This window comes from Fundidesulfovibrio putealis DSM 16056 (assembly GCF_000429325.1).
Lineage (GTDB): Bacteria > Desulfobacterota > Desulfovibrionia > Desulfovibrionales > Desulfovibrionaceae > Fundidesulfovibrio > Fundidesulfovibrio putealis.
The window spans coordinates 41,465-62,281 of the sequence record NZ_KE386886.1 but is presented as its reverse complement, the minus strand read 5'-3'; the positions used below and the strand labels follow the sequence as shown (position 1 = coordinate 62,281).

General features: G+C 64.2%; 21 protein-coding genes and 1 tRNA gene. 12 read left to right on the top strand and 10 right to left on the bottom strand.

Features of this window, described 5'->3' with window-relative positions; genetic code table 11:
* Window positions 1-65 precede the first annotated feature (65 nt).
* From G453_RS0120465 to G453_RS0120445, 5 genes are all read left to right on the top strand, one after another.
* Window positions 66-141: transfer RNA gene (locus G453_RS0120465), tRNA-Val, on the top strand.
* A gap of 42 nt (window positions 142-183) precedes the next feature.
* Window positions 184-666, top strand: coding sequence for a tRNA (cytidine(34)-2'-O)-methyltransferase (locus G453_RS0120460; RefSeq protein ID WP_043646982.1), 483 nt, complete (start codon window positions 184-186; stop codon window positions 664-666).
* A 156-nt stretch (window positions 667-822) separates the two neighbouring features.
* A complete protein-coding gene (locus G453_RS25595) occupies window positions 823-2,394 on the top strand; it encodes a methyl-accepting chemotaxis protein (protein WP_043646979.1) in 1,572 nt (523 codons plus the stop codon).
* A gap of 96 nt (window positions 2,395-2,490) precedes the next feature.
* Window positions 2,491-3,417, top strand: coding sequence for an adenosylcobinamide-phosphate synthase CbiB (cbiB, locus tag G453_RS0120450; protein WP_027192532.1), 927 nt, complete (start codon window positions 2,491-2,493; stop codon window positions 3,415-3,417).
* 104 nt (window positions 3,418-3,521) lie between these two features.
* Complete coding sequence (locus tag G453_RS0120445) at window positions 3,522-3,728, top strand: cold-shock protein (protein WP_027192531.1); 207 nt, start codon at window positions 3,522-3,524, stop codon at window positions 3,726-3,728.
* Between the two features lie 218 nt (window positions 3,729-3,946).
* On the opposite strand, the gene proC is transcribed toward G453_RS0120445, so the two are convergent.
* From proC to G453_RS0120425, 4 genes are all read right to left on the bottom strand, one after another.
* Window positions 3,947-4,747, bottom strand: a complete 801-nt coding sequence (gene proC, locus G453_RS0120440) for a pyrroline-5-carboxylate reductase (RefSeq protein WP_027192530.1) — start codon at window positions 4,745-4,747, stop codon at window positions 3,947-3,949.
* 4 nt (window positions 4,748-4,751) lie between these two features.
* On the bottom strand, window positions 4,752-5,168 hold the full coding sequence (gene ndk / locus G453_RS0120435) for a nucleoside-diphosphate kinase (protein ID WP_027192529.1): 417 nt from the start codon (window positions 5,166-5,168) through the stop codon (window positions 4,752-4,754).
* Between the two features lie 155 nt (window positions 5,169-5,323).
* Window positions 5,324-6,118, bottom strand: coding sequence for an ABC transporter ATP-binding protein (locus G453_RS0120430; RefSeq protein WP_027192528.1), 795 nt, complete (start codon window positions 6,116-6,118; stop codon window positions 5,324-5,326).
* Window positions 6,118-7,002 (bottom strand): ABC transporter permease, encoded by an 885-nt coding sequence (locus G453_RS0120425; protein ID WP_027192527.1) that lies wholly within the window; start codon window positions 7,000-7,002, stop codon window positions 6,118-6,120. Before G453_RS0120425 ends, G453_RS0120430 begins: the two co-directional genes overlap by 1 nt.
* A 323-nt stretch (window positions 7,003-7,325) precedes the next feature.
* On the opposite strand from G453_RS0120425, the gene G453_RS0120420 reads away from it, so the two are divergent.
* Complete coding sequence (locus tag G453_RS0120420) at window positions 7,326-8,546, top strand: alpha/beta hydrolase family protein (RefSeq protein ID WP_027192526.1); 1,221 nt, start codon at window positions 7,326-7,328, stop codon at window positions 8,544-8,546.
* Between the two features lie 129 nt (window positions 8,547-8,675).
* Here G453_RS0120420 and G453_RS0120415 read toward each other — a convergent pair whose 3' ends face one another.
* From G453_RS0120415 to G453_RS0120395, 5 genes are all read right to left on the bottom strand, one after another.
* Window positions 8,676-9,623 carry an ABC transporter substrate-binding protein gene (locus G453_RS0120415; RefSeq protein WP_027192525.1) on the bottom strand — a complete coding sequence of 316 codons (948 nt, stop codon included), beginning with the start codon at window positions 9,621-9,623 and terminating at the stop codon, window positions 8,676-8,678.
* 250 nt (window positions 9,624-9,873) lie between these two features.
* Entirely contained in the window at window positions 9,874-10,881 is a 1,008-nt protein-coding gene (locus G453_RS0120410) for a divergent polysaccharide deacetylase family protein (protein WP_027192524.1), read from the bottom strand.
* Window positions 10,882-10,891: 10 nt separating this feature from the next.
* Window positions 10,892-12,145, bottom strand: coding sequence for a S41 family peptidase (locus tag G453_RS0120405; RefSeq protein WP_235731833.1), 1,254 nt, complete (start codon window positions 12,143-12,145; stop codon window positions 10,892-10,894).
* Between the two features lie 77 nt (window positions 12,146-12,222).
* Window positions 12,223-13,305 carry a murein hydrolase activator EnvC family protein gene (locus G453_RS0120400; protein WP_027192522.1) on the bottom strand — a complete coding sequence of 361 codons (1,083 nt, stop codon included), beginning with the start codon at window positions 13,303-13,305 and terminating at the stop codon, window positions 12,223-12,225.
* Window positions 13,278-13,928 (bottom strand): endonuclease III domain-containing protein, encoded by a 651-nt coding sequence (locus tag G453_RS0120395; RefSeq protein WP_027192521.1) that lies wholly within the window; start codon window positions 13,926-13,928, stop codon window positions 13,278-13,280. Before G453_RS0120395 ends, G453_RS0120400 begins: the two co-directional genes overlap by 28 nt.
* Window positions 13,929-14,039: 111 nt before the next feature.
* Between G453_RS0120395 and G453_RS0120390 the strand changes: the two genes are divergently transcribed.
* The 6 genes from G453_RS0120390 to G453_RS0120365 all read left to right on the top strand — a co-directional run bounded on the left by G453_RS0120390 (window position 14,040) and on the right by G453_RS0120365 (window position 18,240).
* Entirely contained in the window at window positions 14,040-14,327 is a 288-nt protein-coding gene (locus tag G453_RS0120390; protein ID WP_043646976.1) for a hypothetical protein, read from the top strand.
* A 174-nt stretch (window positions 14,328-14,501) separates the two neighbouring features.
* Window positions 14,502-14,825 carry a divalent-cation tolerance protein CutA gene (gene cutA / locus G453_RS0120385; protein WP_027192519.1) on the top strand — a complete coding sequence of 108 codons (324 nt, stop codon included), beginning with the start codon at window positions 14,502-14,504 and terminating at the stop codon, window positions 14,823-14,825.
* 9 nt (window positions 14,826-14,834) lie between these two features.
* Window positions 14,835-15,770 carry a carbohydrate kinase family protein gene (locus G453_RS0120380; protein ID WP_027192518.1) on the top strand — a complete coding sequence of 312 codons (936 nt, stop codon included), beginning with the start codon at window positions 14,835-14,837 and terminating at the stop codon, window positions 15,768-15,770.
* 63 nt (window positions 15,771-15,833) lie between these two features.
* Entirely contained in the window at window positions 15,834-16,241 is a 408-nt protein-coding gene (locus G453_RS0120375; RefSeq protein ID WP_027192517.1) for a bacteriohemerythrin, read from the top strand.
* A gap of 21 nt (window positions 16,242-16,262) precedes the next feature.
* Window positions 16,263-17,492, top strand: coding sequence for a phosphotransferase family protein (locus G453_RS0120370; protein ID WP_027192516.1), 1,230 nt, complete (start codon window positions 16,263-16,265; stop codon window positions 17,490-17,492).
* A 127-nt stretch (window positions 17,493-17,619) separates the two neighbouring features.
* A complete protein-coding gene (locus tag G453_RS0120365) occupies window positions 17,620-18,240 on the top strand; it encodes an adenylyl-sulfate kinase (RefSeq protein WP_084502628.1) in 621 nt (206 codons plus the stop codon).
* Between the two features lie 74 nt (window positions 18,241-18,314).
* Here G453_RS0120365 and G453_RS25590 read toward each other — a convergent pair whose 3' ends face one another.
* On the bottom strand, window positions 18,315-20,666 hold the full coding sequence (locus tag G453_RS25590) for a methyl-accepting chemotaxis protein (RefSeq protein ID WP_156921037.1): 2,352 nt from the start codon (window positions 20,664-20,666) through the stop codon (window positions 18,315-18,317).
* Window positions 20,667-20,817 lie beyond the last annotated feature (151 nt).

Here is a 20,817-nt window from a genome sequence, read left to right as displayed (position 1 = left end):
AAATCTGCTGGAGCGCGAAAAAAGTGCTTGCCAAGGTCCGTGTATTTCACTAGATACCTCCCCTCGGGCGGTTAACTCAGCGGTTAGAGTGCCATCTTCACACGGTGGAAGTCCGGGGTTCAAATCCCCGATCGCCCACCACCGGAACGCCGGAAGCCCCGCGAGAGCGGGGCTTCTTCTTTTATGATACACATAGTTCTCCACGCTCCCGAAATCCCCCAGAACACCGGCTCCATAGCCCGGCTCTGCGCGGCCACGGACACCCCCCTGCACCTGGTGGAGCCCCTGGGCTTCAAGCTGACCGACCGCTACCTGAAGCGAGCGGGGCTCGATTACTGGCCCCATGTGAAGCTCTCGGTCTGGCCCGACTGGCAGGCGTATCTTCAAAGCGCCGCGCCCTCACGGCTGGTGTTCACCTCGTCTGGCAACCGGGGCATCATCGGGACCGACTACCACCGCTTCGCTTACGAAAAGGGCGACGCCCTGGTCTTCGGGTCCGAGAGCACCGGCCTGCCGGATGAACTGCTGGAAGGGCAGCCGCATCTGGTGCGCATCCCCATCTGGGGCTGCGTGCGCTCGCTGAACATCGCAAACGCCGCCTCCGTGCTGCTCTACGAAGCCCTGAAAGTCACTGGCGGCCTGCCCGGAAGCGCCGCCCAGCCCTGAGGCAGAGCCCGCCAATCCCTGATCATGTCCGTTCGGACCCGTTCTTTGCCGATTCGTAATATTTCTCTTTTCACAGGCCAGGAGAGCTTAGTATAGTTTCTCACACATCCGGTTCACCCGGCCTGAACGAACCACCACGATATCGCGAGGACTTACATGACGTCAGCCATTACGGTTTTTTCCAGAGCCTTCATCGCCTGCGCTGTTTCCATCCTGCTGGCCCTGGTCTTCCAGAGCCTGGCCGGGAGCGTCTTCGGGCTCCAGGGGCTGGCCGCATACGCCGTGAGCGCTCTGGCGGCGTTGGCCTGCGGATTCGGAGCCACGTTCGCCCTGGTGGGAGGCGCAACGCGCAACCTGCTGGATATCGGCGACTTTCTGGGCAGGGTGGCCAAGGGGGATTTCAAGGGACGCCTGCCGGAAGGCAATTCATCCGAACTGGTCATGCTCGTGGAACCCATCCAGACCGTGGTGGACCAGCTGAAGCTCACCCTGGGCAACTGGAAGGGGCTCACCGAGGCCGTGCTCATCCCCTACGCCATCGTGGACATCAAAGGCCACCTGACTTTCTGCAACCAGATGGCCCTGGACATGCTGGAACGTTCCGGCAGGCCCGAGGACCACATTGGCATGTTCTTCTCCGAGTTCTTCTACGGCGACCGCACCCGCAAGGCGCTCATCGTGGACATCATGGAGAAGAACCAGGGCGTGGTTCGCGACGTGGAATTCAAGAACCTGAAGGGCAACACCCGCTTCATCCAGGCGGCGCTCTCCCCCCTGCACGACCTGGACGGTAACGTGAGCGGCGGCATGTGCATGTATCTGGACTACACCCAGATACGCCTGAAGGACGAACAGATCGAGCGCCAGCACGAGACCATGGTGAGCGCCGTGCACATGGTGGAGCAGATCGCCGGGGGACTGTCCCAGGCCAGCCAGGTGCTGGCCTCACAGGTCGATGGAGCCAGCCGGGGGGCGCAGGTGCAGAGTCGGCGCACTGAGGAGACGGCCACCGCCATGGAGGAGATGAACGCCACCGTGCTGGAGGTGGCCCGCAACGCCGGCAGCGCTGCGGAGCGAGCCGGGCAGGCCCAGGCCACGGCCCAGGAGGGCGAGGCGGTGGTCGAACGCGCCGTTGAGGCCATCCGGCAGGTGGAGACGCTTACCGCCACCCTCAAACGCAGCATGGACGGTCTTTCCGAACGCGCCGAGGCCATCGGTCGCATCATGGGAGTCATCTCCGACATCGCCGACCAGACCAACCTGCTGGCCCTGAACGCGGCCATCGAGGCCGCGCGCGCCGGAGACGCCGGACGCGGGTTCGCCGTGGTGGCCGACGAGGTGAGGAAGCTCGCCGAAAAGACCATGCACGCCACCAAGGAAGTGGGCGACGTGACCCACGCCATCCAGGAGGGCGTGCGAGGCAGCATCAGGGAGGCCGATCAGGCGGCCCAGGCCGTGGCCCGCGCCACGGAGCTGGCCGGGCAGTCCGGCCAGTCCCTGGAAAAGATCGTTGAGCTGGTGGTTGCCACCTCGGATCAGGTGCGCTCCATCGCAGCCGCCGCCGAGCAGCAGTCCGCCGCCAGCGACGAGATCGCCCGGGCAGTGGAGGACGTGCGCCGCGTGTCCATGGAGACCGCCCAGGACATGAGCGGCGCGTCCGGCGGCGTGGAGGCCCTGGAACGCCTGGCCGGAGAGCTTCAGGCCGCCATCAAGGAGTTGAATCCGTAAAAGCGATGCGGGGCGGGGACGGCTGGACAATGTAGTGCTGCCATTCCCAACGCCACCTTGACGAGTCCGACGCGCGGGGGGCATCTTCCGCGCCGTATGGACTACACTTCCCTTCTCCCCGCCGTGGCCTTCGGCCTGGACCTGGCACTGGGCGATCCCCAGCGCTGGCCGCATCCTGTGCGTCTGATCGGGGCTGCGCTCACGCGTCTGGAGCCGCTGGCCGCAAAGCTCTCCCCCCTGCTGAAGCGCCTTTACGGACTGGCCGTTGCGCTGGGGCTCTGCGCCTGCGTCTACGTCCTGGTCCTGGCGCTGGTGCGCCTGCCCGGCCTGGGCTGGCTTTTCTCCATCTATCTGGCGTTCGCCGGGCTGGCCCTGGGGCAGCTCCTGCGGGAGGCGCGCTCGGTGTCCGGCCTGATAACCTCGGGGCGGCTGGACGACGCCCGCCGGGAGCTCTCCTACCTGGTCAGCCGCGACACCTCCGTGCTGGACGAGGCCGGACTGTGGCGCACTTTGGCCGAAACCCTCAGCGAGAACTTCTGCGACGGCTTTGTTGCGCCATTTATCTATCTGGTGCTTGGCGGGCCGCCACTATTGTGGGCCTATAAAACTGCAAGCACCATGGACTCCATGTGGGGCTACAAGACAGAGCGTTTCCGCGATCTGGGTTGGGCCGGGGCGCGCCTGGACGATGCGTTGGCCTTCGTTCCCGCCAGGATCTCCGCTATCATGCTGCTGGCCGCCGGTGCGGCCATGGGCCTGGATTCACGGAAGGCTTTCCGGAATTTCCGGGCCGACGCCAGGACCATGTCCAGCCCCAACGCGGGGTGGCCCATGGCCGCCGCCGCCTGGCTGTGCGACGCGTCAATGGGAGGCGAGACCGTATACTTTGGAGTTGCTTTACAAAAACCGCAAATGGGGCCGCGCGGCAAACCCTGGGCGGCTGACAGCGTCGGAATTCTTTACAGACTGGTTCTTTCCTCTGGAATTGGAATGGTATTGCTTGCGGGAATGATGCTGATCTGAGGAATTTGCGTCTTTTCGTGAAACCCTACCGGAGTCTTTGTTGACGTTTTGCTTGCAAAGCATCACATAGAAGGTGAGACGTCTTACTTAAGGAGGGGAGTATCATGCCACTGGAAGGTACCGTGAAATGGTTTAGCGACAAGAAGGGCTACGGTTTCATCACTCGCGACGGGGAGGACGATATCTTCGTCCACTATTCCTCGATCCAGGGAGAGGGTTTCCGCACCCTGCGCGAAGGGGAGAAAGTAGTCTTCGAGGTCGTCACGGGTGAGCGCGGGATGAAGGCAACCAACGTATTCAAGGAAGCTTAGACACTCCGTTCACGTCCTGAGGTGCTGGCCTTGCGGCCATGCGCGGAGGGAGTGGCAGGACGTTCGTAACGACCATATTCGGGGGGATCTGGCCGAAGCGGCGTCAGAACCTGATTTCACCCCGCCGGAGCGATCCGGCGGGGTTTGTTGTTTTGCGCAGCCACGAAAAAGGGCCGATCCCCGTGGATCGGCCCTGTCTTTTCTGTTGCGGACTTCGTCTACTTGCCGAGTTCCTCGCTGCGGGCCTTGGCGGCCAGCACCGCGTCGATGATGGAGGCGCGCACGGCCTGGCGGTCCAGGTGCATGAGCGCCGCGATGGTGGTCCCGGCGGGGGAGGTCACCATTTCGCGCAGGAGGCTCGGGTGGGTCATGCTCTGGTTTGCGAGCTTGAGCGACCCCGAGAACAGCTCTGCCACGATGCCCGCAGCCTGCGTCCTGGGCAGCCCGGCGGCCACTGCGGCCTCCACCATGGCTTCGATGAAGTAGAACACGTAGGCCGGGCCGCTTCCGGCCACGGCGGTGAACGCGTCGAAGGATTTCTCCTCCAGCACGTGCACGCTGCCCACGCTTGCGAAGATGGTCTGCACCATCTCCCGCTGGAGCGGGGTCAGCTTGGGGTCGTCCAGGCACACGGCCGAGACGCCTCCGCCCACCAGAGCGGGGGTGTTCGGCATCACGCGCACCACCGGGCAGACGTTGCCGGACCAGCTGGAGAGCTGCTCCTGGCTCACGCCCGCCGCGATGGAGATCAGGCACTTGTCCGCGTTCAGGGCGGGCTTCACTTGCGCGAGCACGGCCTGCATCTGCTGCGGTTTCACGCACATGATCACGTAGTCGCCCTCCTGCACGGCATCACGGACGGACGGGGCGGCAAAGAGGGTGCATTCCACGCACAGGGCGTTGAGCTTCTCCCTGTCCAGGTCGAAGCCCGTCAGGCGGACGGCGTCCAAGCCGGAGAGCCCCTTGATCAGGGCTGTCCCCATGTTTCCGGTGCCGATGAAGGAGACGGTGGCGCTCATGGTGTTATCCTACCATTTCCATTGCGTTGAAGAAGTACGAGATCTCGAAAGCGGCGGTTTCGGGGGCGTCGGAGCCGTGCACGGAGTTTTCCTGCTTGGACAGCGCGAACACCTTGCGGATGGTCCCCTCGTCGGCCTGGGTGGGGTCGGTGGCGCCCATCAGCTCGCGGTAGCGCTTGATGGCGTTGTCGCCAGCCAGCACCACGGCCACGATGGGGCCGGAAGCCATGTACTCGGTGAGTTCGCCGAAGAACGGGCGCTCACGGTGCACATGGTAGAAGCCCTGCGCCTGATTGAGGTCCAGGCGGACCATCTTCAGGGCCACGACCTTCAGACCGGCCTTCTGAATCATGAACAGGATGCTGCCGGTGAGGTCCCGGCGCACGGCGTCGGGCTTGATGAGGCAGAGGGTGAGTTCCATCGGGGGACCTTCCTTCGGTAGAGGTTGGCAGTCCAAACGCTCCTGGATGGAAAGCATCCCGTGCCCACCACGAGAGTGCTTTTTCCGGCGCCCCGCCGGAACCAGATCATGCCCGCACCCAGGAAACACCCCTGTCCCCGCGCGCAGGTCGGCTATTACACCAGGAGCATCTTATCCGACGAAAACGCTTCTCCCTTCAGGGTAAAGAAGCGTTCGAGCAGATCCTCCACGCTGAAGCGGCTCTTCTCCTCGCCCTCGATGTTCAGGATGACGCGGCCCTGGTGCATCATGATCAGGCGGTTGCCCAGCTTCAATGCGTGGTTCATGTTGTGCGTCACCATCAGGGTGGTGAGCTTCTGCGATTCCACTATCTTGTCCGTAAGTTCCAGTACGTGTCCGGCGGTCTTGGGGTCCAGGGCGGCGGTGTGCTCGTCCAGCAGCAAGAGGTCCGGGCGCACCATGGTGGCCATGATCATGGTGAGCGACTGGCGCTGTCCGCCTGAGAGCAGGCCCACCTTGTCCTTCAGGCGGTCTTCCAGCCCCAGGCCGATCTGGGAGAGCAGCTCCCGGAAACGGTCGCGGTCGCGGGCCTTCACGCCGCGCGACAGTCCGCGCGCCTTGCCGCGCCGGTCCGCCAGGGCCATGTTCTCCTCGATGGAGAGCGAGGCCGCCGAACCCATGAGCGGGTCCTGGAAGACGCGGCCTATGAAGCGGGCGCGCTTGTGTTCCGGCCATGCGGTGATGTTCTCGCCGTGAAGCGAGATGGTCCCCTTGTCGGGAAAGAAGCATCCGGCCACGCAGTTCAGCGTGGTGGACTTGCCCGCGCCGTTGGAGCCGATCACGGTGATGAAGTCGCCCTGGCGGATGTTCAAATTCACGCCGTCCAGCGCCAGCACCTCGTTGATGCTGCCCTTGTGGAAACGCTTGGTGATTCCTTCGAGCGTCAGCATCAGCCTGCAACCTTGCGTTTGAGCCTGGGGGCGGTGAGTGCGACCACCACGATGAGCGCGGTGATGAGGTTCAGGTCGCTGGGCGAAAAGGAGAAGCTGCCCACCTTGAGCGACAGCGCGAAGGCGATGGCCAGCCGGTAGGCCACCGAGCCGAACACCGCCGCCAGGATCATGCGCGAGATGCTCCCCTGGCCGAACAGCGTCTCCCCGATGATAACCGAGGCAAGCCCCGCAACGATGGTGCCCACGCCCATGTTCACGTCCGCCGAGCCCTGGTTCTGGGCCACCAGCGCGCCGCACAGGGCCACCATGGCGTTGGACAGGCCGACGCCCAAAATGATCATGTTGCCGGTGTTCACGCCGAGCGCCGTTATCATGCGCGGATTGTCGCCCGTGGCCAGCATGGCTTGGCCAAGCTCCGTGCGGGTGAACCAGATGAGCGTGACGGCCGCCAGGATGGTTATTAGCGCGAACAGCGCGGGCGCGGCCATCCAGGAGGGCATGCCAAGCGCCGCCAGGGGGTCGAGCACCGTGGTCTTGCCAAGGAGCGTGAAGTTCGGCCTGCCCATGATGCGGATGTTGATGGAATACAGCGCGATCATGGTCAGAATCGAAGACAGCAGATGAAGAATCTTCAGGCGCGTGTTGAGAAGGCCCGTGACCGCACCGGCGCAGAACCCGGCGAGGGTGGCCGGAATGAGCGACAGGTAGGGGTCCATCCCCGCGCCGATGCACACGGAGGACACGGCAGCGCCCAGGGGGAGCGAGCCGTCCACGGTGAGGTCGGGGAAGTCCAGGATGCGGAAGGTGAGATACACCCCCAGCACCATGAGACCGAAGACGAAGCCCTGTTCGAGCGCGCCGATGAATGCGTAAAAAGACATGTCGGTGATGGCTCCAGATTATGGCGCTATTGGCCGCGAAACCCCGGAGCTTTGCCTCGAAAAGCCGGGTTTGTAAAGTCCGGGACGCCTTCTCGCCCCTGAAAAGTCTTGCACGGCGAGAGTCGGGACTTCCAGGTCTCCCTGCGCGCGGGGCTGTATTCCCCCTGGAATCGGTTGTGGTTGACGGGACTGCCATATAGTGATTGTGGCAAGAAAGCCGGATTGCGCCCAGGCGATTGGAGCACGAGTGTTCGGCGTCGCGACGCAAATTGAATGACGCCGCTTGGATACATCCAATTGAAAGAAGAACAAGGAAGACCGTTATGCGTGCTGTGTTTGTGCTGTCGAGTTTGCTTGTCGTGTTGCTTTCATCTGTTCATTGCTCGGCTGGAAACGGAAAATCTCCAGGCAAGAATGATTTTGTGAAATACGAATACATCGGTGAATATGGCGTTGAACAACTAGACGCCATTCTGGCGAATGATTTAAAGCAATTCACAAAAGAAAAGACCATCTTTTCCCCTGCACGGTACGCTGTCAAGCTGTACAAAGTCACCTATGACACTGTGATCCCGGAGAAGGATAACCGGCGAACTGTCGCGTCCGGTCTTGTGGCTGTGCCGCAGACGGGCGGCGATCGTTTTGATGTCGTGTCGTACCAGCATGGGACCGTGTTTTCGAAAACGGAGGTGCCGTCTTCTCCCGAGCAGTCGGCAGAAACCCGGCTGGTGCTGGCCAGCTTCGCCGCTCAGGGCTATGTTGTCGTCGCCGCCGACTACATCGGCAAGGGCGTCTCCACCGAGCCGGACAGCTATCTCGTGAAGGACAGCACCGCCCAGGCCTGCTTCGACATGCTTTTCGCGGCCAAGGCGGTCTGCGCCGAGCTTGGCGTCGGCCTCGGCAAGCTGTTCCTGAGCGGCTGGTCCCAGGGCTCATACAGCACCCTGGTGTTTTTGAAGAAGCTCGAAGCCAGCGGCGTCCCGGTGGCCGCCTTGGGCGTAGCAAGTACGCCCAACGATCTCTATCTCTGCCTTGAGAGGTGGTTGAACGCAAAATCGCCCCAGGACGTCAACTGGCTCGTAGGCGTGACTCTTCTCATACTGGGGTCGTATGAGAATTATTACGGACCGCAGACGCTTCGCTCGGATGCGGTCAGGCCCGAGTACCTGGCGGCCGCGCGCAAATTGTACGGCAATTCGATGTCCTGGGAAGCTGCGGAGAAGGAGTTGCCATTTTACAGCAAAGACTTCGTGCAGGAACAATTCGCGGAGCTCGGAGCGATCGCCGGAGGCGGTTTTTTCGCGAAGCTCCAGGAGAACATAGCCTACTGCTGGCGCTTCAAGACCAAAACGCGCTTCTACTACGGAAAGATCGATGAGGTCGTTCCCCCGTACGTAGCCACGCTTCCCGTGGAGTATCAGCGGGCCATCGGCGGGGCCGAGTCCCAGGCCGTGTTTGCCGGTGACAGGGCGAATCATCGGGGAACGTTCGTATTCGGGCTGTCCGATCAGGTGGAATGGTTTCGCTCCCTGCAAGTCGATTGATCCTTGCGGCAGCGCGTTCAACACGGGGGCGAATGCGCGGAGCGCCACGCCCGTATTGAGTCCACTCACAAAACAAAGGGGGAACAGGGCTGACCCCGTTCCCCCCGCATAAAGTACGTACCGGGCGATCTACTCGAACTTCTTCACAGCCTTCTTCACCACCTCTTCCGGCACGGTGACGCCCTGGGCCTTGGCGGCCTTCAGGTTCAGGTGCACGTCCAGGTTCTTCAGGCTTTCAACAGGCATGGTGGCGGGCTTCGCGCCGTCCAGGATCTTCTTGGCCATGGCGGCGGTCTGCTTGCCCATGGCGTAGTAATCAATGGCCAGCGCGGCGATTGCGCCCTTGGACACGGACTCGTTGTCGGAGCTGAACAGGGGGAGCTTGTTCTCCTCGCAGACCTTCACCACGGACTCGAAGGCGGAGACCACGGTGTTGTCCAGGCCGATGTAGATGGCGTCCGCCTTGCCGACGAGGCTCTTGGCGGCCTGGAACACGCCGCCGGAGTTGGCCACGGTGGCCTCGGCAACGGTGAGTCCCATCTTGGCGGCTGCGGCCTTCACGGCGTTGACCTGGCTCACGGAGTTGGCCTCGCCCGCGTTGTACACGATGCCGATGCGGGTGGCCTTGGGCACGATGGTCTTGATGAGCTCGAGCTGCTTGTCCACGGGGGGCATGTCAGTCATGCCGGTGAGGTTGCCGCCGGGGGCTTCCATGGTCTTGACCAGGCCGGCGCCCACGGGGTCGGACACGGCGGTGAACACCACGGGGATGTCCTTGATCTTCTGGGCGCAGACCTGCGCGCCGGGGGTGGCGATGGCCAGCACCAGGTTGGGCTTCTCGTCGAGCATCTGCCCGGCGATCTGCACGTTGGTGGCGGCGTTGCCCTGGGCGATGTGGACGTTGAACTTGGCGTCCACGCCCATCTCCTTCAGGCCGTCCATGAAGCCCTTGCGGGCGTTGTCCAGGGCGGGGTGCTCCACGATCTGGGTGATGGAGACGACCTTCTGCTGGGCCAGCGCCGTGGTGGCGGCGAGCGCCAGAACGGCTGCGGCCATCAGTGTGAGAAAACGTTTCATGCCTGCTCCTTGTCTGCTGTTGTCGCCAGATTCTGGCAAATGCGGGGGAATTCATACCATGGGGGAGCGTATCAGCGCAATGCACACGTATGGTCATGCGGTGCGTGGCGGACAGGGTCGCCGCGTCTGGGGGGGGGCGAGTGCCGAGGTCGAGCGGAAGGGACGAGGTCCGGCCTGATCGGCCCATGCCCGCAGGATCATGCGGGCATGGGCGCGTTTCAGGCGAGATAATCAGTTGGTTCGGCGAGCCTCAATTGCCCTTGAGCTGCCGGGAGAGGGTCACCAGGGCGATGGACTTGTCGCGCCGGATGTCCCAGGCGGCCAGGGCGGCGATGGTCTCGGGGTAGGGGTGGCCGATGGCCACGGCGCGGCCCTTGGCGCGGGCCTCCTTCTCGGCCTGGGCCAGCATGAGCAGCGTGGGCTGCTGGCCGCGCTCGTTGTCCAGGAACACGGTGCGCGAAAGGGTGGGCACTTGGGCTTTCGCGGCTTCCTTGCCCGCGACGCTCTTGGCCGAGGTGAGCGAATCCAGGAAGAACAACCCGCGCCCCTTGAGGTCGGCCATGACTGCGGCCATGAGCACGGCGTCTTCTGTGGCCTTGGAGCCGGTGTGATTGCTGACGCCCACGGCGTGGGGCGCCTGGGCCAGATGCGCGGCCAGGATGGCGGCGGTCTCCGGCACGGTCATGCCGGTGCGCAGGGTTCCGGCGGCTTGCGGCGCGGAGCCGTGCGCGTCCATGGGCTGGTGCAGGATGACCTCCATCCCGGCCTTGGCCGCCATGGCGTCCACGTCCTTGGTGTGGGGGAGGTTGGGCATGATGGAGAAGGTGACGGGCAGGCCCAGGTCCAGAAGGTCCCTGGCCTGCTCCAGGGAGCCGCCCAGGTCGTCGATGACGATGGTCAGGCGCGGGCTGCCGGCTTTAAGCGGCGGTTCGGGCTGGGCCGGTGTCGCCGGTGCAGTGGCAGCGGGGGCCGTCGGAGGCGTATCCGGGGACGCGGCAGGCTTCTCGGGAGTGGGCGCAGGCGCGGGCGTGCCGGGAGCCGGAGCCGCAGGGGCGGCGGGAGCCGGAGCCTTGGTCTGTGCGGTGGGAGTCTTGGGGGCCTTCTGGTCCGGCAGATAGAAGAAGGCGTAGCCGAAAAACAGGATGATGGCTGCAACGGCCACGCCCGCAAAGAAAACGAGCGCGGCCGGAGTGTCTTTCCGGCCGCGCTGGGATTTTGCGGGACGCCGCCGGGGCTTGCCGGGGCTTTTCTTGGGCATGGTGGTCCGGTTAGTTGGCCGCCGAGGTCACGGGAGCGTACTTAAGCAGTTCCAGGGCCAGCTTGAGCTGGTTGTCGCGCTCCATGAGCTCCTTGATCCTGACCTTGGGATCGCCGCTCTCGGTGGTCTTCTTCTTGCGGCTCAGGTTGTCCAGGTGGCGCGACAGGTCACGCTCACGCACCTGATGGCCCTGGGCGAAGAGGTCCTTTTCCTTGTCCAGGTCCTGGAGGGGCACCTTGAAGTCAGGTTCGATGCCCTCGGCCTGGATGGAGCGGCCGCTGGGCGTGTAGTACAGGGCGGTGGTCAGCTTGACGCCGGAGCCGTCGTTCAGGGGAATGACGGTCTGCACGGAGCCCTTGCCGAAGGTCTTGTCGCCCACCAGCAGGGCGCGCTTGTTGTCCTGGAGCGCACCGGCCACGATCTCCGAGGCGGAGGCGGAACCGGCGTTGATCACCACGGTGACCGGCATGCTTACTTCGGTGCCGTCCTTCTTGGATTCGAAGTCCTTGCGCTGCTCGTCGCGCCGTCCCTTGATGGTGACGATGCGGCCCTTGGACAGGAAGAAGTCGGAGACGCTCACGGCCTGGTCGAGCAGGCCGCCGGGGTTGTTGCGCAGATCCAGGATGATGCCCTTGATGGGCGCTTCAGCCTTGGAGGCGTTCTTCACGGCGTCTTTGAGCTCGTTGGTGGTGTTCTCGTTGAAGCGGGTGATGCGCACCAGCAGGTAGCCGGGTTCGACCTCGGAGGCCTTCACGGACACGATGGGGATGGCTTCGCGCACGATGCGCAGCTTCTCGGGCTTGTTGCTGCCCTTGTGCACGATGGTCATGGAGACGGGCTTGCCCTTGGGGCCGCGGATGCGCTGCACCGCGTCCATCAGGGACATGTCCTGGGTGGACTGGCCTTCGATCTCCACGATCACGTCCCCGGCGCGCAGGCCGGCCTTGTCGGCGGGGGTGTCGTCGATGGGGGAGATGACCGTGATGCGGCCGTTTTCCACGGTGATTTCGATGCCGATGCCGGAGAACTCGCCGGAGGTGCTGACCTGCATCTCCTTGAAGTCTTCCTTGGTCAGGAAGCTGGAATGGGGGTCAAGCTGCTGCAGCATGCCCACGATTGCGCCGTCGATCAGTTCCTGGCGCGTCACGCTTTTGACGTAGTTGCCTTCAACCAGCTCGAGCACCTGGCTGAAACGTTTCAGAGGGCCGAAGCGGTCCTCCTGGGCCAGGGCAAGCCCGGCAGTAAGAAGCAGGGCGACGACCATGACGGCCAACCCAGCCTTGGAAAAGCGGGACATAATATCGCCTCCAGCGAAAATCCGACCGCAATAGTGCGGATGAATCAGGATGCCGGGGTCGGGACGGTCACGTGACCGGCCACAAACCATCGGCTGGGGTTACTTGGTTTCAAGCCGAAACGCAATTCAAAAGACATGCCGGAAGCACCGGGAGCCGGGAACTCACCCGCAACTCCGAGTGTTTCGCCACGCGTCACATCCTGGCCCGGCTTCACGCTCAGGCGGGCCAGATGGGCATACACGGTGGCCGCTGCGCCCCCATGGGCCAGCACCACCACCTGCCCCAGACCCTTGATCTCTCCCGCGAAGGCCACCCGGCCCCAGTAGGCGGCGCGCACGGCCTCTCCCCTGGCGGTCCTGAAGCCCAAGCCGTTTCGCGCAGGGGTGGCCTCCGGGTCGAACGCCTGGACCTCCTCCCCGGCAACAGGGCGCGCAAGCTGCCCCTGGGCCGCGTCCAGGGGCTTGTCCTGGACCATGGCTGGCGAAAGCTCGGCCTGGGCCACGATCTCCAGGATGCGCTCCAGCTGCTCCCGTGGCGCGAGGCGTTCATGGCGCACGGAGGCCAGCTCCCGCCGCAGCTTCAGGCGGGCCTCCAGGAGGGCGTCACGGGTCTTTTCCACCAGGGCGTTCTGGGCGTCGGCCTCTGGCTTGAGCTCTGCTTCCCTGGCCAGATTGGCGGTCAGCTCGCTGTTCTTCGTGCTCAAGCGCGCGAGGTCCCCGCGCACCTCGGAATACTGCGCGCCGAGCCAGTTCAGGCTGCGGTCCGTCTCGTCCCAGGGGGCGGAGGGGGCGCTCAGCATGCCTTTGAGGCGCACGTCCATCTCCCAGAGCTTGGGGAGCAGGGCACGCAACTGGGCGGCAAGGCCTGCCAGTTCGTCCTCGGTAGCCTGACGCTCCCGCGCGAGCCTGGCCAGTTCGCCCGAGAGCGCGGCCTGGCGGGTCTTCTGGGTTTTCAGCCGCGCCTCAAGAAAAGTGATGTCGCTTAGGATCTTGTCAAGTTCGGGGCGTGCCGCGCGCTCGGCCTGGGTGGGCTCCGCAGGCGGCTGTTTTGCCGGGGGCTGGGCCAGGGAATGCGGCGCGAGGCCCAGAAGGGCCGCGATCAGGAGAGGAAGGAACCCAAGGGGCATGTGTCGCACAGCTGATTCCGGGTTTTGCAGTATTGGTTGCCAACGCCCACCAGTTGGGCGTGGAAGTCGCCCAGGAGGGCGGGGTCCGGGTCCAGCACGTCCATGAAGAAGTCGCGCGTCTCCTCGTAGTCCGCGTCCTCGGGCAGAAGGCCGTGTCGCGAGAGGATGCGCCGGGTGTAGGCGTCCACCACGAAGCTCGGCATCTGGAGCGCATAACACAGGATGGAGTCCGCCGTCTCCGGGCCGATGCCGCTCACTTCCAGCAGCTCCCCGCGCACGTCCGCCATGTCGCGCTCCGCCAGCAGTCCCAGGTCGAAATCGCAGCTTGCCGCCAGATAGTCCAGGAGGTTCCGCAGCCGCCGGGCCTTCACCCGGAAATATCCCGCCGGATGGATGAGCCGCTCCAGGTCGGGCAGGCTCAGGGAGTGGAGCGTGCGGGGATCGAGCGCCCCGGCCCGCTCCAGGTTGGAGAGGGCCTTCTCCACGCCCTTCCAGGCGGTGTTCTGGGTGAGCACCGCGCCCACGCAGACCTCGAAGGGGGTCTTTGCGGGCCACCAGTTTCGCGGACCGTTGGCCGAGAGCATGGCCTGATAATAGCCGAGAAGCACGTCGCGTCGCTGCATGGCGCAGTACTAGCCGGGGCACGGCCCTGCGGGCAAGCCTTGATGCGTTGCAAAAAACGGGGCGTCGTGTATGGAACAGGCTAGCAAATCCCTTTTCAAGGAGACCATCCTATGACACGTACCCGCTTGACCGCAGCAGTGGCCGCGCTGGCCGTCACCGCGTCCCTGGCAGGCCTGGCCTTCGCCCAGGAAGCGTCCCAGACCGTGACCGCCGCGTGCTCCAAGTGCCACAACACCAAGCGCGTCTGCGCGGGCTTCGGCGCCAAGGACAAGGCCGCCTGGGACGCCACCGTGACCCGCATGATCGGCAAAGGCGCGGCCGTTTCCGCCGCCGAGAAGCCCGTGGTGGTGGAATGGCTGGCCGCCCAGCAGCCCGGAGCCAAGCCCGTCTGCGAATAGGGCGGCTGTGCGCTGGCCCCTGTGCCGGACCCTGGGATCGTGTCTCGTTTTTGAAAAACATGAGCATGTTTTTCAAAAACAAAATAACTGGTTCTCTTGGTTTAGGTCATAGACAGTATGAGCGTGTTTTGCGAACGCCACACGGGCATGGCCTCCAGAAAACAAGGCACTCCAATGGACGCAATGTTCGTCTACGTTACCGCCAGGGACAAAGCCGAGGCCCTGTCCATCGGGCGCACGCTGGTGTCCGAGCGGCTGGTGGCCTGCGTCAACGTGCTGGACGGCCTGCGCTCCGTCTACTGGTGGGACGGCGCGGTCCAGGAGGAAGACGAGGCCTGCTTCGTGGCCAAGACCCGCCGCGAGCTGGTGGACAAGGTCGTCAAGCGGGTCAAGGAGCTGCACTCCTACGATGTTCCCTGCGTAGTGGCCCTGCCGGTGGCGGACGGCAACCCCGATTTCCTGGACTGGATCGCCGCCGAGACCGGTCCCCAACGGTAAGGAGCCTTGATGCGCATCCTCGTCTTCGGGTCCATGGCCTATGACCGGATCATGACTTTCCCCGGCAAGTTCGCCGACCACATCCTGCCCGACAAGCTGCACATCCTCTCGGTCTGTTTCGTCCTGGAGGGCCTGCAGGAGAAGTTTGGCGGCACGGCCGGCAACATCGCCTATTCCCTGGGCCTTCTGGGCGACAGCCCCCTGATCGTCGCCTCGGCGGGCAAGGACTTCGAGCCTTATGCCGCCTGGCTGACCAAGCAGGGCCTGAGCATGCAGGGCATCAAGCTGGTCCCCGAGGAGTTCACCGCCGGGGCCTACATCACCACGGACCAGTCGGACAACCAGATCACCGCCTTCAACCCCGGCGCGATGAAGGTCCAGGCCGGATTCGCCGTGGACTCCTTCGATCCGGCGGACACCCTGGGCATCGTGGCCCCCGGATGCCTGGCCGACATGAAGCACTACAGCGCCAAATTCAAGGAGCTGGGCATCCCCTTCTTCTACGATCCCGGCCAGAACATCACCGCCTTCTCCGGCGAGGAGCTGGCCGAGATGCTCACCGGCGCGAGCTACCTGATCACCAACGACTACGAGCTCCAGCTCATCATGAACGCCACCGGCCTCTCCAAGGAGTCCATCCTGCACCGTGTGGGCACGCTCATCACCACGCTGGGCGAGCAAGGCTCGGTGATAAACGAGAAGGGCGTGGAGACGAAGGTCCCAGCCGCCAGGATCTCCGGCGTGAAGGACCCCACCGGCGCGGGCGACTCCTTCCGCTCGGGCCTTCTGCGCGGACTGGCCCTGGGCAAATCCCTGCCCGTGGCCGCGCGCATGGGCGCGGTGACCGCCGCCTACTGCGTGGAGCAGCACGGCACCCAGGAGCACGTCTTCACCCAGGCTGAATTCTGGGCGCGCTACGAAGAGAACTTCGGCCCGGCCGAATAGAGCATTGCCGGAAACAGGCGCGGGGCTTCGGCTCCGCGCCGTCGCCGCCAAGAGGAGCCGATCATGGGCATCGTCGAGTGGGACGAGTCGTTTGCCATCGGGGTGGAGATCGTCGATACCCAGCACCGGGAACTCTTCCGGGTCATCAACAGCTTCCACGACAGGATCGGCGCGGAGGACGACGCCTTCGCCCTGGGCGTGGTGCTGGACAGCCTCAAGAACTACGTCACCTACCACTTCGCCACCGAGGAGAAGCTGCTCGCGCGGTGCGGCTGCCCGGAGCTTGCCATGCACCAGGGCGCCCATGCAGCCTTCGCGGCGCTGGTCGCAAGCTACGAGACCAACCGGGACGCGGCGGACAGCGGGGAGCTGCTGAAACTCCAGAACTTCCTGGTGGGCTGGCTGGTGAACCACATCAAGCACGAGGACCTGCGCCTCAAGGACTACTTTCTGGCGGCGGGCAACGGATAAAATCGGCCACGGAGGCACCCCATGCGCACCGGCACCGAAGAGAAGACCCCGCTTCGCGTAAGTTCCGAGAAGATCCAGGCGTATCTCACGCAACTCTACGGCAACACCGCCAGGATCTCCTGGCTGGGGGAGATCGGCTCGCACGGCGTGCAGGGCATGAAGGAGTTCGGCTACGGAAAGCCCCTTCGCGTGGAGTACTCCGTGGGCGGAAAGCTCCAGTCCGCCGTGTTGTCCATCATGCGCGGCGACAAGTACGGCCATCAGTTCTACTGGGACCGCGCCGCCATCCTCATGTTCCAGCACGAGACCTCGGGCCGCCTAGCCCGGCACGCCAAGCCCCTGGGGCTCGGCTATTTCGACGCGCGCGACCAGATGGTGGCCGTGGTGGAGCCCAAGGAGTTCTTCAGCCTGACAGAACTGGTGGACGGCGAGGACTATTACCTGCACCTGGAGCGCATCGGCAGGGACGAGGCTGCCTTGAACGCCCAGGCCGCAGGCGGCGCTCCAGTCTCCGATGGCTCGGCTGAGGGTGCTGGAGCGGGAGTCGCTTCCGGGGCTCCCGAGGGCGCTTCGGCGGCCACCCAGGCCGACATCGACCTGTCGCGCGGCTTCGCCGCCTGGCTCGCCGAAATCCACTCGGCCAAATACGAAGACCCAGACCTCTACCTGCGCCGCGTGCGCGACCTGATCGGAGCCTCCGAGTGCATCTTCGGGCTGGTGGACGCCTATCCCTACCCCTACGACAAATTTCCCCCCGAGCGCTTCCAGGCCCTGGAGAAGCGCATCATCGACTGGCGCTGGAAGCTGCGCCGCTACACCCACCGCCTGAGCGTGGTGCACGGCGACTTCCACCCCTGGAACACCCTGGTGCGCGAGGAGGGCGGCCGTTACGAGTTCTCCGTGCTGGACCGCAGCCGGGGCGAATACGGGGAACCCGCCGACGACGTGGCCACCATGAGCCTCAACTTCGTGCTCTTCGGGCTCTACGGGCAGTTGGGAAAGCCCAGGCTCAAAGGCGCGTTCGAGAAGCTCTATCTGTCATTCTGGGAAGAGTATCTGGAGCGCACCGGCGACGAGGAAATCCTGGAGGTCATCGCGCCCTTCTACATGTTTCGCGGGCTGGTGATCGCCTCGCCCCAGTGGTATCCGCACCACCCCGAGCCGGTGCGGGAGGGTCTTCTGCGTTTCCTTGAGCGGGTACTGGAGGATGAAAAGTTCGACTGGCGGGGGATTAACAAGTATTTGGATTAGTTGACCCGTGGACAATGCCTCCGGCGGCCAAAGAGGGCTCCGCCCTCTCTGGACTCTCCCGCCAGGGGGATCATCCCCCTGGACCCTCAATGGGCTTCGCGGGATAGAATGGGAACATGGTAGTATCATGCAGATTGATGGAAATACCGCGTTGGAAGACGACGACGAGCCTGAAGCCGGAAAGGCGGGGGCTGCCCTGTGGTTCACCGGCCTGCCCGGCGCGGGCAAATCCACCGTGGCGGGCGCGGTGCTGGAAGTGCTGAAGACGCGCGGGCTGGACGTGGTGCACCTGCGCATGGACGACCGCCGCAAGCACTACACCCCGCGTCCCATCTACACCGCCAGGGAACGCGCCGAGGCCTACCGGATGTTCGCCGACGAGGCCGCCGTGCTTGTGCGGGAGGGCAGGGTGGTGCTCATGGACGGCTCCGGGTCGCAGCTTTCCATGCGGCGCTACGCCCGCGGCATCATCGAGCGCTTCGCCGAGGTGCACCTGCGCTGCGGCGTCACCACCGCAATGAAGCGCGAGAGCGCCCGTCCCGACGGCACGGTCATGGCCGGGCTCTACGCCAAGGCCATGAAGCGAAAAGCCACGGGACAGAAGTTCGAGGGTCTCGGGCAGGTCATCGGCGTGGACGTCCCCTTCGAGGAAGACCCCCAGGCCGAGCTGGTGCTGGACGCCGCGAGCTTAAGCGTGGACGCCATGCGGGACGCTGTGCTGGAGCGGTTCGCCGCCTGGCTGGGATAGGGCGGGAATGGCGGCAGAAGGAAATGAAGCGGGGCGGTCTTTGTGGCCGCCCCGTTCGTATTTGCGGCGTGTGATCAGGCGCTCAGGGAGAGTTGCGCGCCGCCTGATTGCTGGCGCATCCCGGCGATCAGCCGCCTGAGTTCCCGGGCCTGTCCGGCCAGGTCGCCCACGGCCCGCGCGGAGTGCTCCATGGCCTGCGAGGTCTCGGAGGAGATCCGGTTCACGTCCTCAACGCTGCGGTGGATCTCCTCGCTGGTGGCGGACTGCTGCTCCGACGCGGTGGCGATGGAGCGCACCTGATCGGTGGACTGGTCCACCAGGTCCACGATCTCCTTGAGGGCCACGCCGGACTTTTCGGCAAGCCCCGTGGCTTCCTCCAGGGCCTTCACGGTCAGCTCCAGGTTCTGGGAGTTCTTGTGCGTGCCCTGCTGGATGGCCTCGATGGCTTCGCCCACTTCCTTGGTGGCGGTCATGGTCTTTTCGGCCAGCTTTCGCACCTCGTCGGCCACCACGGCGAAGCCTCGCCCGGCGTCTCCGGCGCGTGCCGCCTCGATGGCCGCGTTAAGCGCCAGCAGGTTGGTCTGGTCCGCGATGTCCGAGATGACGCCCAGAACCTGCCCGATGCCCTGGGCCTGCTTGCCCAGCGCCTCCATATCCGTGCTGGACGTGCGGGAGCTCTCGTTGATGCGCGCGATGAAGCTGACCACCTGTCCCACCACCTCGGCCCCGTACACCGCCTTGCTCCGGGCGTGTTCGGAGGTCTCGGAGGCCTGGGAGGCGTTCCGGGCGACTTCCAGCACCGTGGCGTTCATCTGCTGCATGGCCGTGGCCGTCTCGGCCACGCGGACGGACTGCTCCTGCGCGCCGTTTGTGGACTGTTCGATCTGGGCCGAAAGCTCCTGCGTGGCCATGGACACGTGCTCGGAGATGTCCTCCATGCCCATTGCCGCCTCGGTGATGCTTGCGTTCTGGTCCTCTATGCGCAACTGCTGCGCCCTGATGGCGGTCAGGTCCGTGATGATGGTGATGGCTCCGATGAGGGACTGGTCCAGGTCGTAGATAGGAGCGGCGTCCACGGACAGGTGCAGCACGTCACCCCCGGAGTGCAGGCTCAGCTCCTGGCCCTCGAAGGCTTTGCGCTCCTGCATGGCGCGCCTGGCGATGGTCTGGCGGCCTGCGTCACCGTAGAAGAACTCGCCCAGTTGCTCGCTGGTGTGCGCGTCCGGGGTCCCCGGCTTTTTCAGGAGTCGCAGCATGGCATGGTTGGTGCGGGTAACCCTGCCCGAGGCGTCGCAGACGATGAAGGGGATGGTCAGCCCGTCCAGCACTCCCTGGGCGAAGCCCAGCTTATGCTTGAGCTCGCGGGTCATGTGCTGGATGTTGTCTGCCAGTTCGCTCAGTTCGTAATGGAAAGTGCCTTTGAGCGTTGCCTGGAAATTGCCCGAGGCCACCTCGAAGGTATAGTCCTTGATGCCTGCCAGGGGTTTTATCACTAGCCTGCGGACCAGATAGAGGATCATGCCCAGCAGCAGCACGTAGAGCGCCGCGCCTGCCGCGATGAAGATGTTGCGCTGCGCCGTGGCCTCCGCCGCGAGCTCCTCCTCGCTTTCACTCACGCAGGCGATCCAGCCGGTGCGCTCGATGGGGCCGAACACCTGCACGTTTTCGGCTCCATCGGACGCAACCCGCATGAAGCCTTCCTTGCGCGACAGGATGTCCTTGATGTGAGCCACCCCGCTCGCGTCCGTGAGCTGCTTGGTCTTGTCCGGATGCGCGATCACCGTTCCGCTTTCGTCGAGCATGTAGACGTAGCCGGTGTTGCCGATCTTCACCGACAGAATATGGCTCTCCACGAAGCGCGACCAGTTCACAGCGATGCCCACGCCGCCCACGACTGCCCCGGCCGCGTCGCGCGCCGGAACGACCACCAGGAAGACCGGCGCTCCTGTGGTCGCGCCTTTGGAAATGGTCTTGGAGATGAAGTCCTGCCCGCGCAGGATGTCCTTCCAGTAGGCACGTCCGGACAGGTCCATCCCGGCCATGGATTCACCCTGCGAGGTGAACCCGGCCACCACCTTGCCGGTCTTGTCCAGGATGAAGGCGCTGTTCAAGTCCTTGCGGGTGTCCACCAGCGAGGACAGCTGGCCCGCGATGACCGGAAGCGGGACGGCGTCGCCCTTAAGCACGTCGGCAACGTGGGGCTGGCGGGCTATTGATTGGACCGTGCCGTGGGTGTTGTCGATGAAGTCGTTGGTCGCTGCGGCGAGCTTTGCCCGCGCTTCGCCCATGCCCCTGGTTTCGATGCTCAGTGTGTTGGAGTAGAAAGACCTGGATACGTAAATCACCAGGCTGACAATGGCCACAAGAAGCAGAACGCCGATGACAGATGAGACAACTGCCTCGATACTGCGAAATCTGTTTTTCACTGCGATCCTCTTGAATGCGTTGAAGCGGGATTTGTATGTGTTGCTAACAAGGTTGGTCGAGCGGTGTGGCGCATTCACGGCATCATTTCGTCACGATTTTATAAAAGTACGTGCCATATGGAGTGCCCAGGCATTGTCTGGATTTCCTGAT

What these genes read in the sequence shown, in the direction of transcription:
- G453_RS0120460 (WP_043646982.1), top strand. Translation starts at nt 184, where the DNA reads ATGATACACATAGTTCTCCACGCTCCCGAAATCCCCCAGAACACCGGC.
- G453_RS25595 (WP_043646979.1), top strand. Translation starts at nt 823, where the DNA reads ATGACGTCAGCCATTACGGTTTTTTCCAGAGCCTTCATCGCCTGCGCT.
- cbiB (WP_027192532.1), top strand. Translation starts at nt 2,491, where the DNA reads ATGGACTACACTTCCCTTCTCCCCGCCGTGGCCTTCGGCCTGGACCTG.
- G453_RS0120445 (WP_027192531.1), top strand. Translation starts at nt 3,522, where the DNA reads ATGCCACTGGAAGGTACCGTGAAATGGTTTAGCGACAAGAAGGGCTAC.
- proC (WP_027192530.1), bottom strand. Translation starts at nt 4,747, where the DNA reads ATGAGCGCCACCGTCTCCTTCATCGGCACCGGAAACATGGGGACAGCC.
- ndk (WP_027192529.1), bottom strand. Translation starts at nt 5,168, where the DNA reads ATGGAACTCACCCTCTGCCTCATCAAGCCCGACGCCGTGCGCCGGGAC.
- G453_RS0120430 (WP_027192528.1), bottom strand. Translation starts at nt 6,118, where the DNA reads ATGCTGACGCTCGAAGGAATCACCAAGCGTTTCCACAAGGGCAGCATC.
- G453_RS0120425 (WP_027192527.1), bottom strand. Translation starts at nt 7,002, where the DNA reads ATGTCTTTTTACGCATTCATCGGCGCGCTCGAACAGGGCTTCGTCTTC.
- G453_RS0120420 (WP_027192526.1), top strand. Translation starts at nt 7,326, where the DNA reads ATGCGTGCTGTGTTTGTGCTGTCGAGTTTGCTTGTCGTGTTGCTTTCA.
- G453_RS0120415 (WP_027192525.1), bottom strand. Translation starts at nt 9,623, where the DNA reads ATGAAACGTTTTCTCACACTGATGGCCGCAGCCGTTCTGGCGCTCGCC.
- G453_RS0120410 (WP_027192524.1), bottom strand. Translation starts at nt 10,881, where the DNA reads ATGCCCAAGAAAAGCCCCGGCAAGCCCCGGCGGCGTCCCGCAAAATCC.
- G453_RS0120405 (WP_235731833.1), bottom strand. Translation starts at nt 12,145, where the DNA reads ATGGTCGTCGCCCTGCTTCTTACTGCCGGGCTTGCCCTGGCCCAGGAG.
- G453_RS0120400 (WP_027192522.1), bottom strand. Translation starts at nt 13,305, where the DNA reads ATGCCCCTTGGGTTCCTTCCTCTCCTGATCGCGGCCCTTCTGGGCCTC.
- G453_RS0120395 (WP_027192521.1), bottom strand. Translation starts at nt 13,928, where the DNA reads ATGCAGCGACGCGACGTGCTTCTCGGCTATTATCAGGCCATGCTCTCG.
- G453_RS0120390 (WP_043646976.1), top strand. Translation starts at nt 14,040, where the DNA reads ATGACACGTACCCGCTTGACCGCAGCAGTGGCCGCGCTGGCCGTCACC.
- cutA (WP_027192519.1), top strand. Translation starts at nt 14,502, where the DNA reads ATGGACGCAATGTTCGTCTACGTTACCGCCAGGGACAAAGCCGAGGCC.
- G453_RS0120380 (WP_027192518.1), top strand. Translation starts at nt 14,835, where the DNA reads ATGCGCATCCTCGTCTTCGGGTCCATGGCCTATGACCGGATCATGACT.
- G453_RS0120375 (WP_027192517.1), top strand. Translation starts at nt 15,834, where the DNA reads ATGGGCATCGTCGAGTGGGACGAGTCGTTTGCCATCGGGGTGGAGATC.
- G453_RS0120370 (WP_027192516.1), top strand. Translation starts at nt 16,263, where the DNA reads ATGCGCACCGGCACCGAAGAGAAGACCCCGCTTCGCGTAAGTTCCGAG.
- G453_RS0120365 (WP_084502628.1), top strand. Translation starts at nt 17,620, where the DNA reads ATGCAGATTGATGGAAATACCGCGTTGGAAGACGACGACGAGCCTGAA.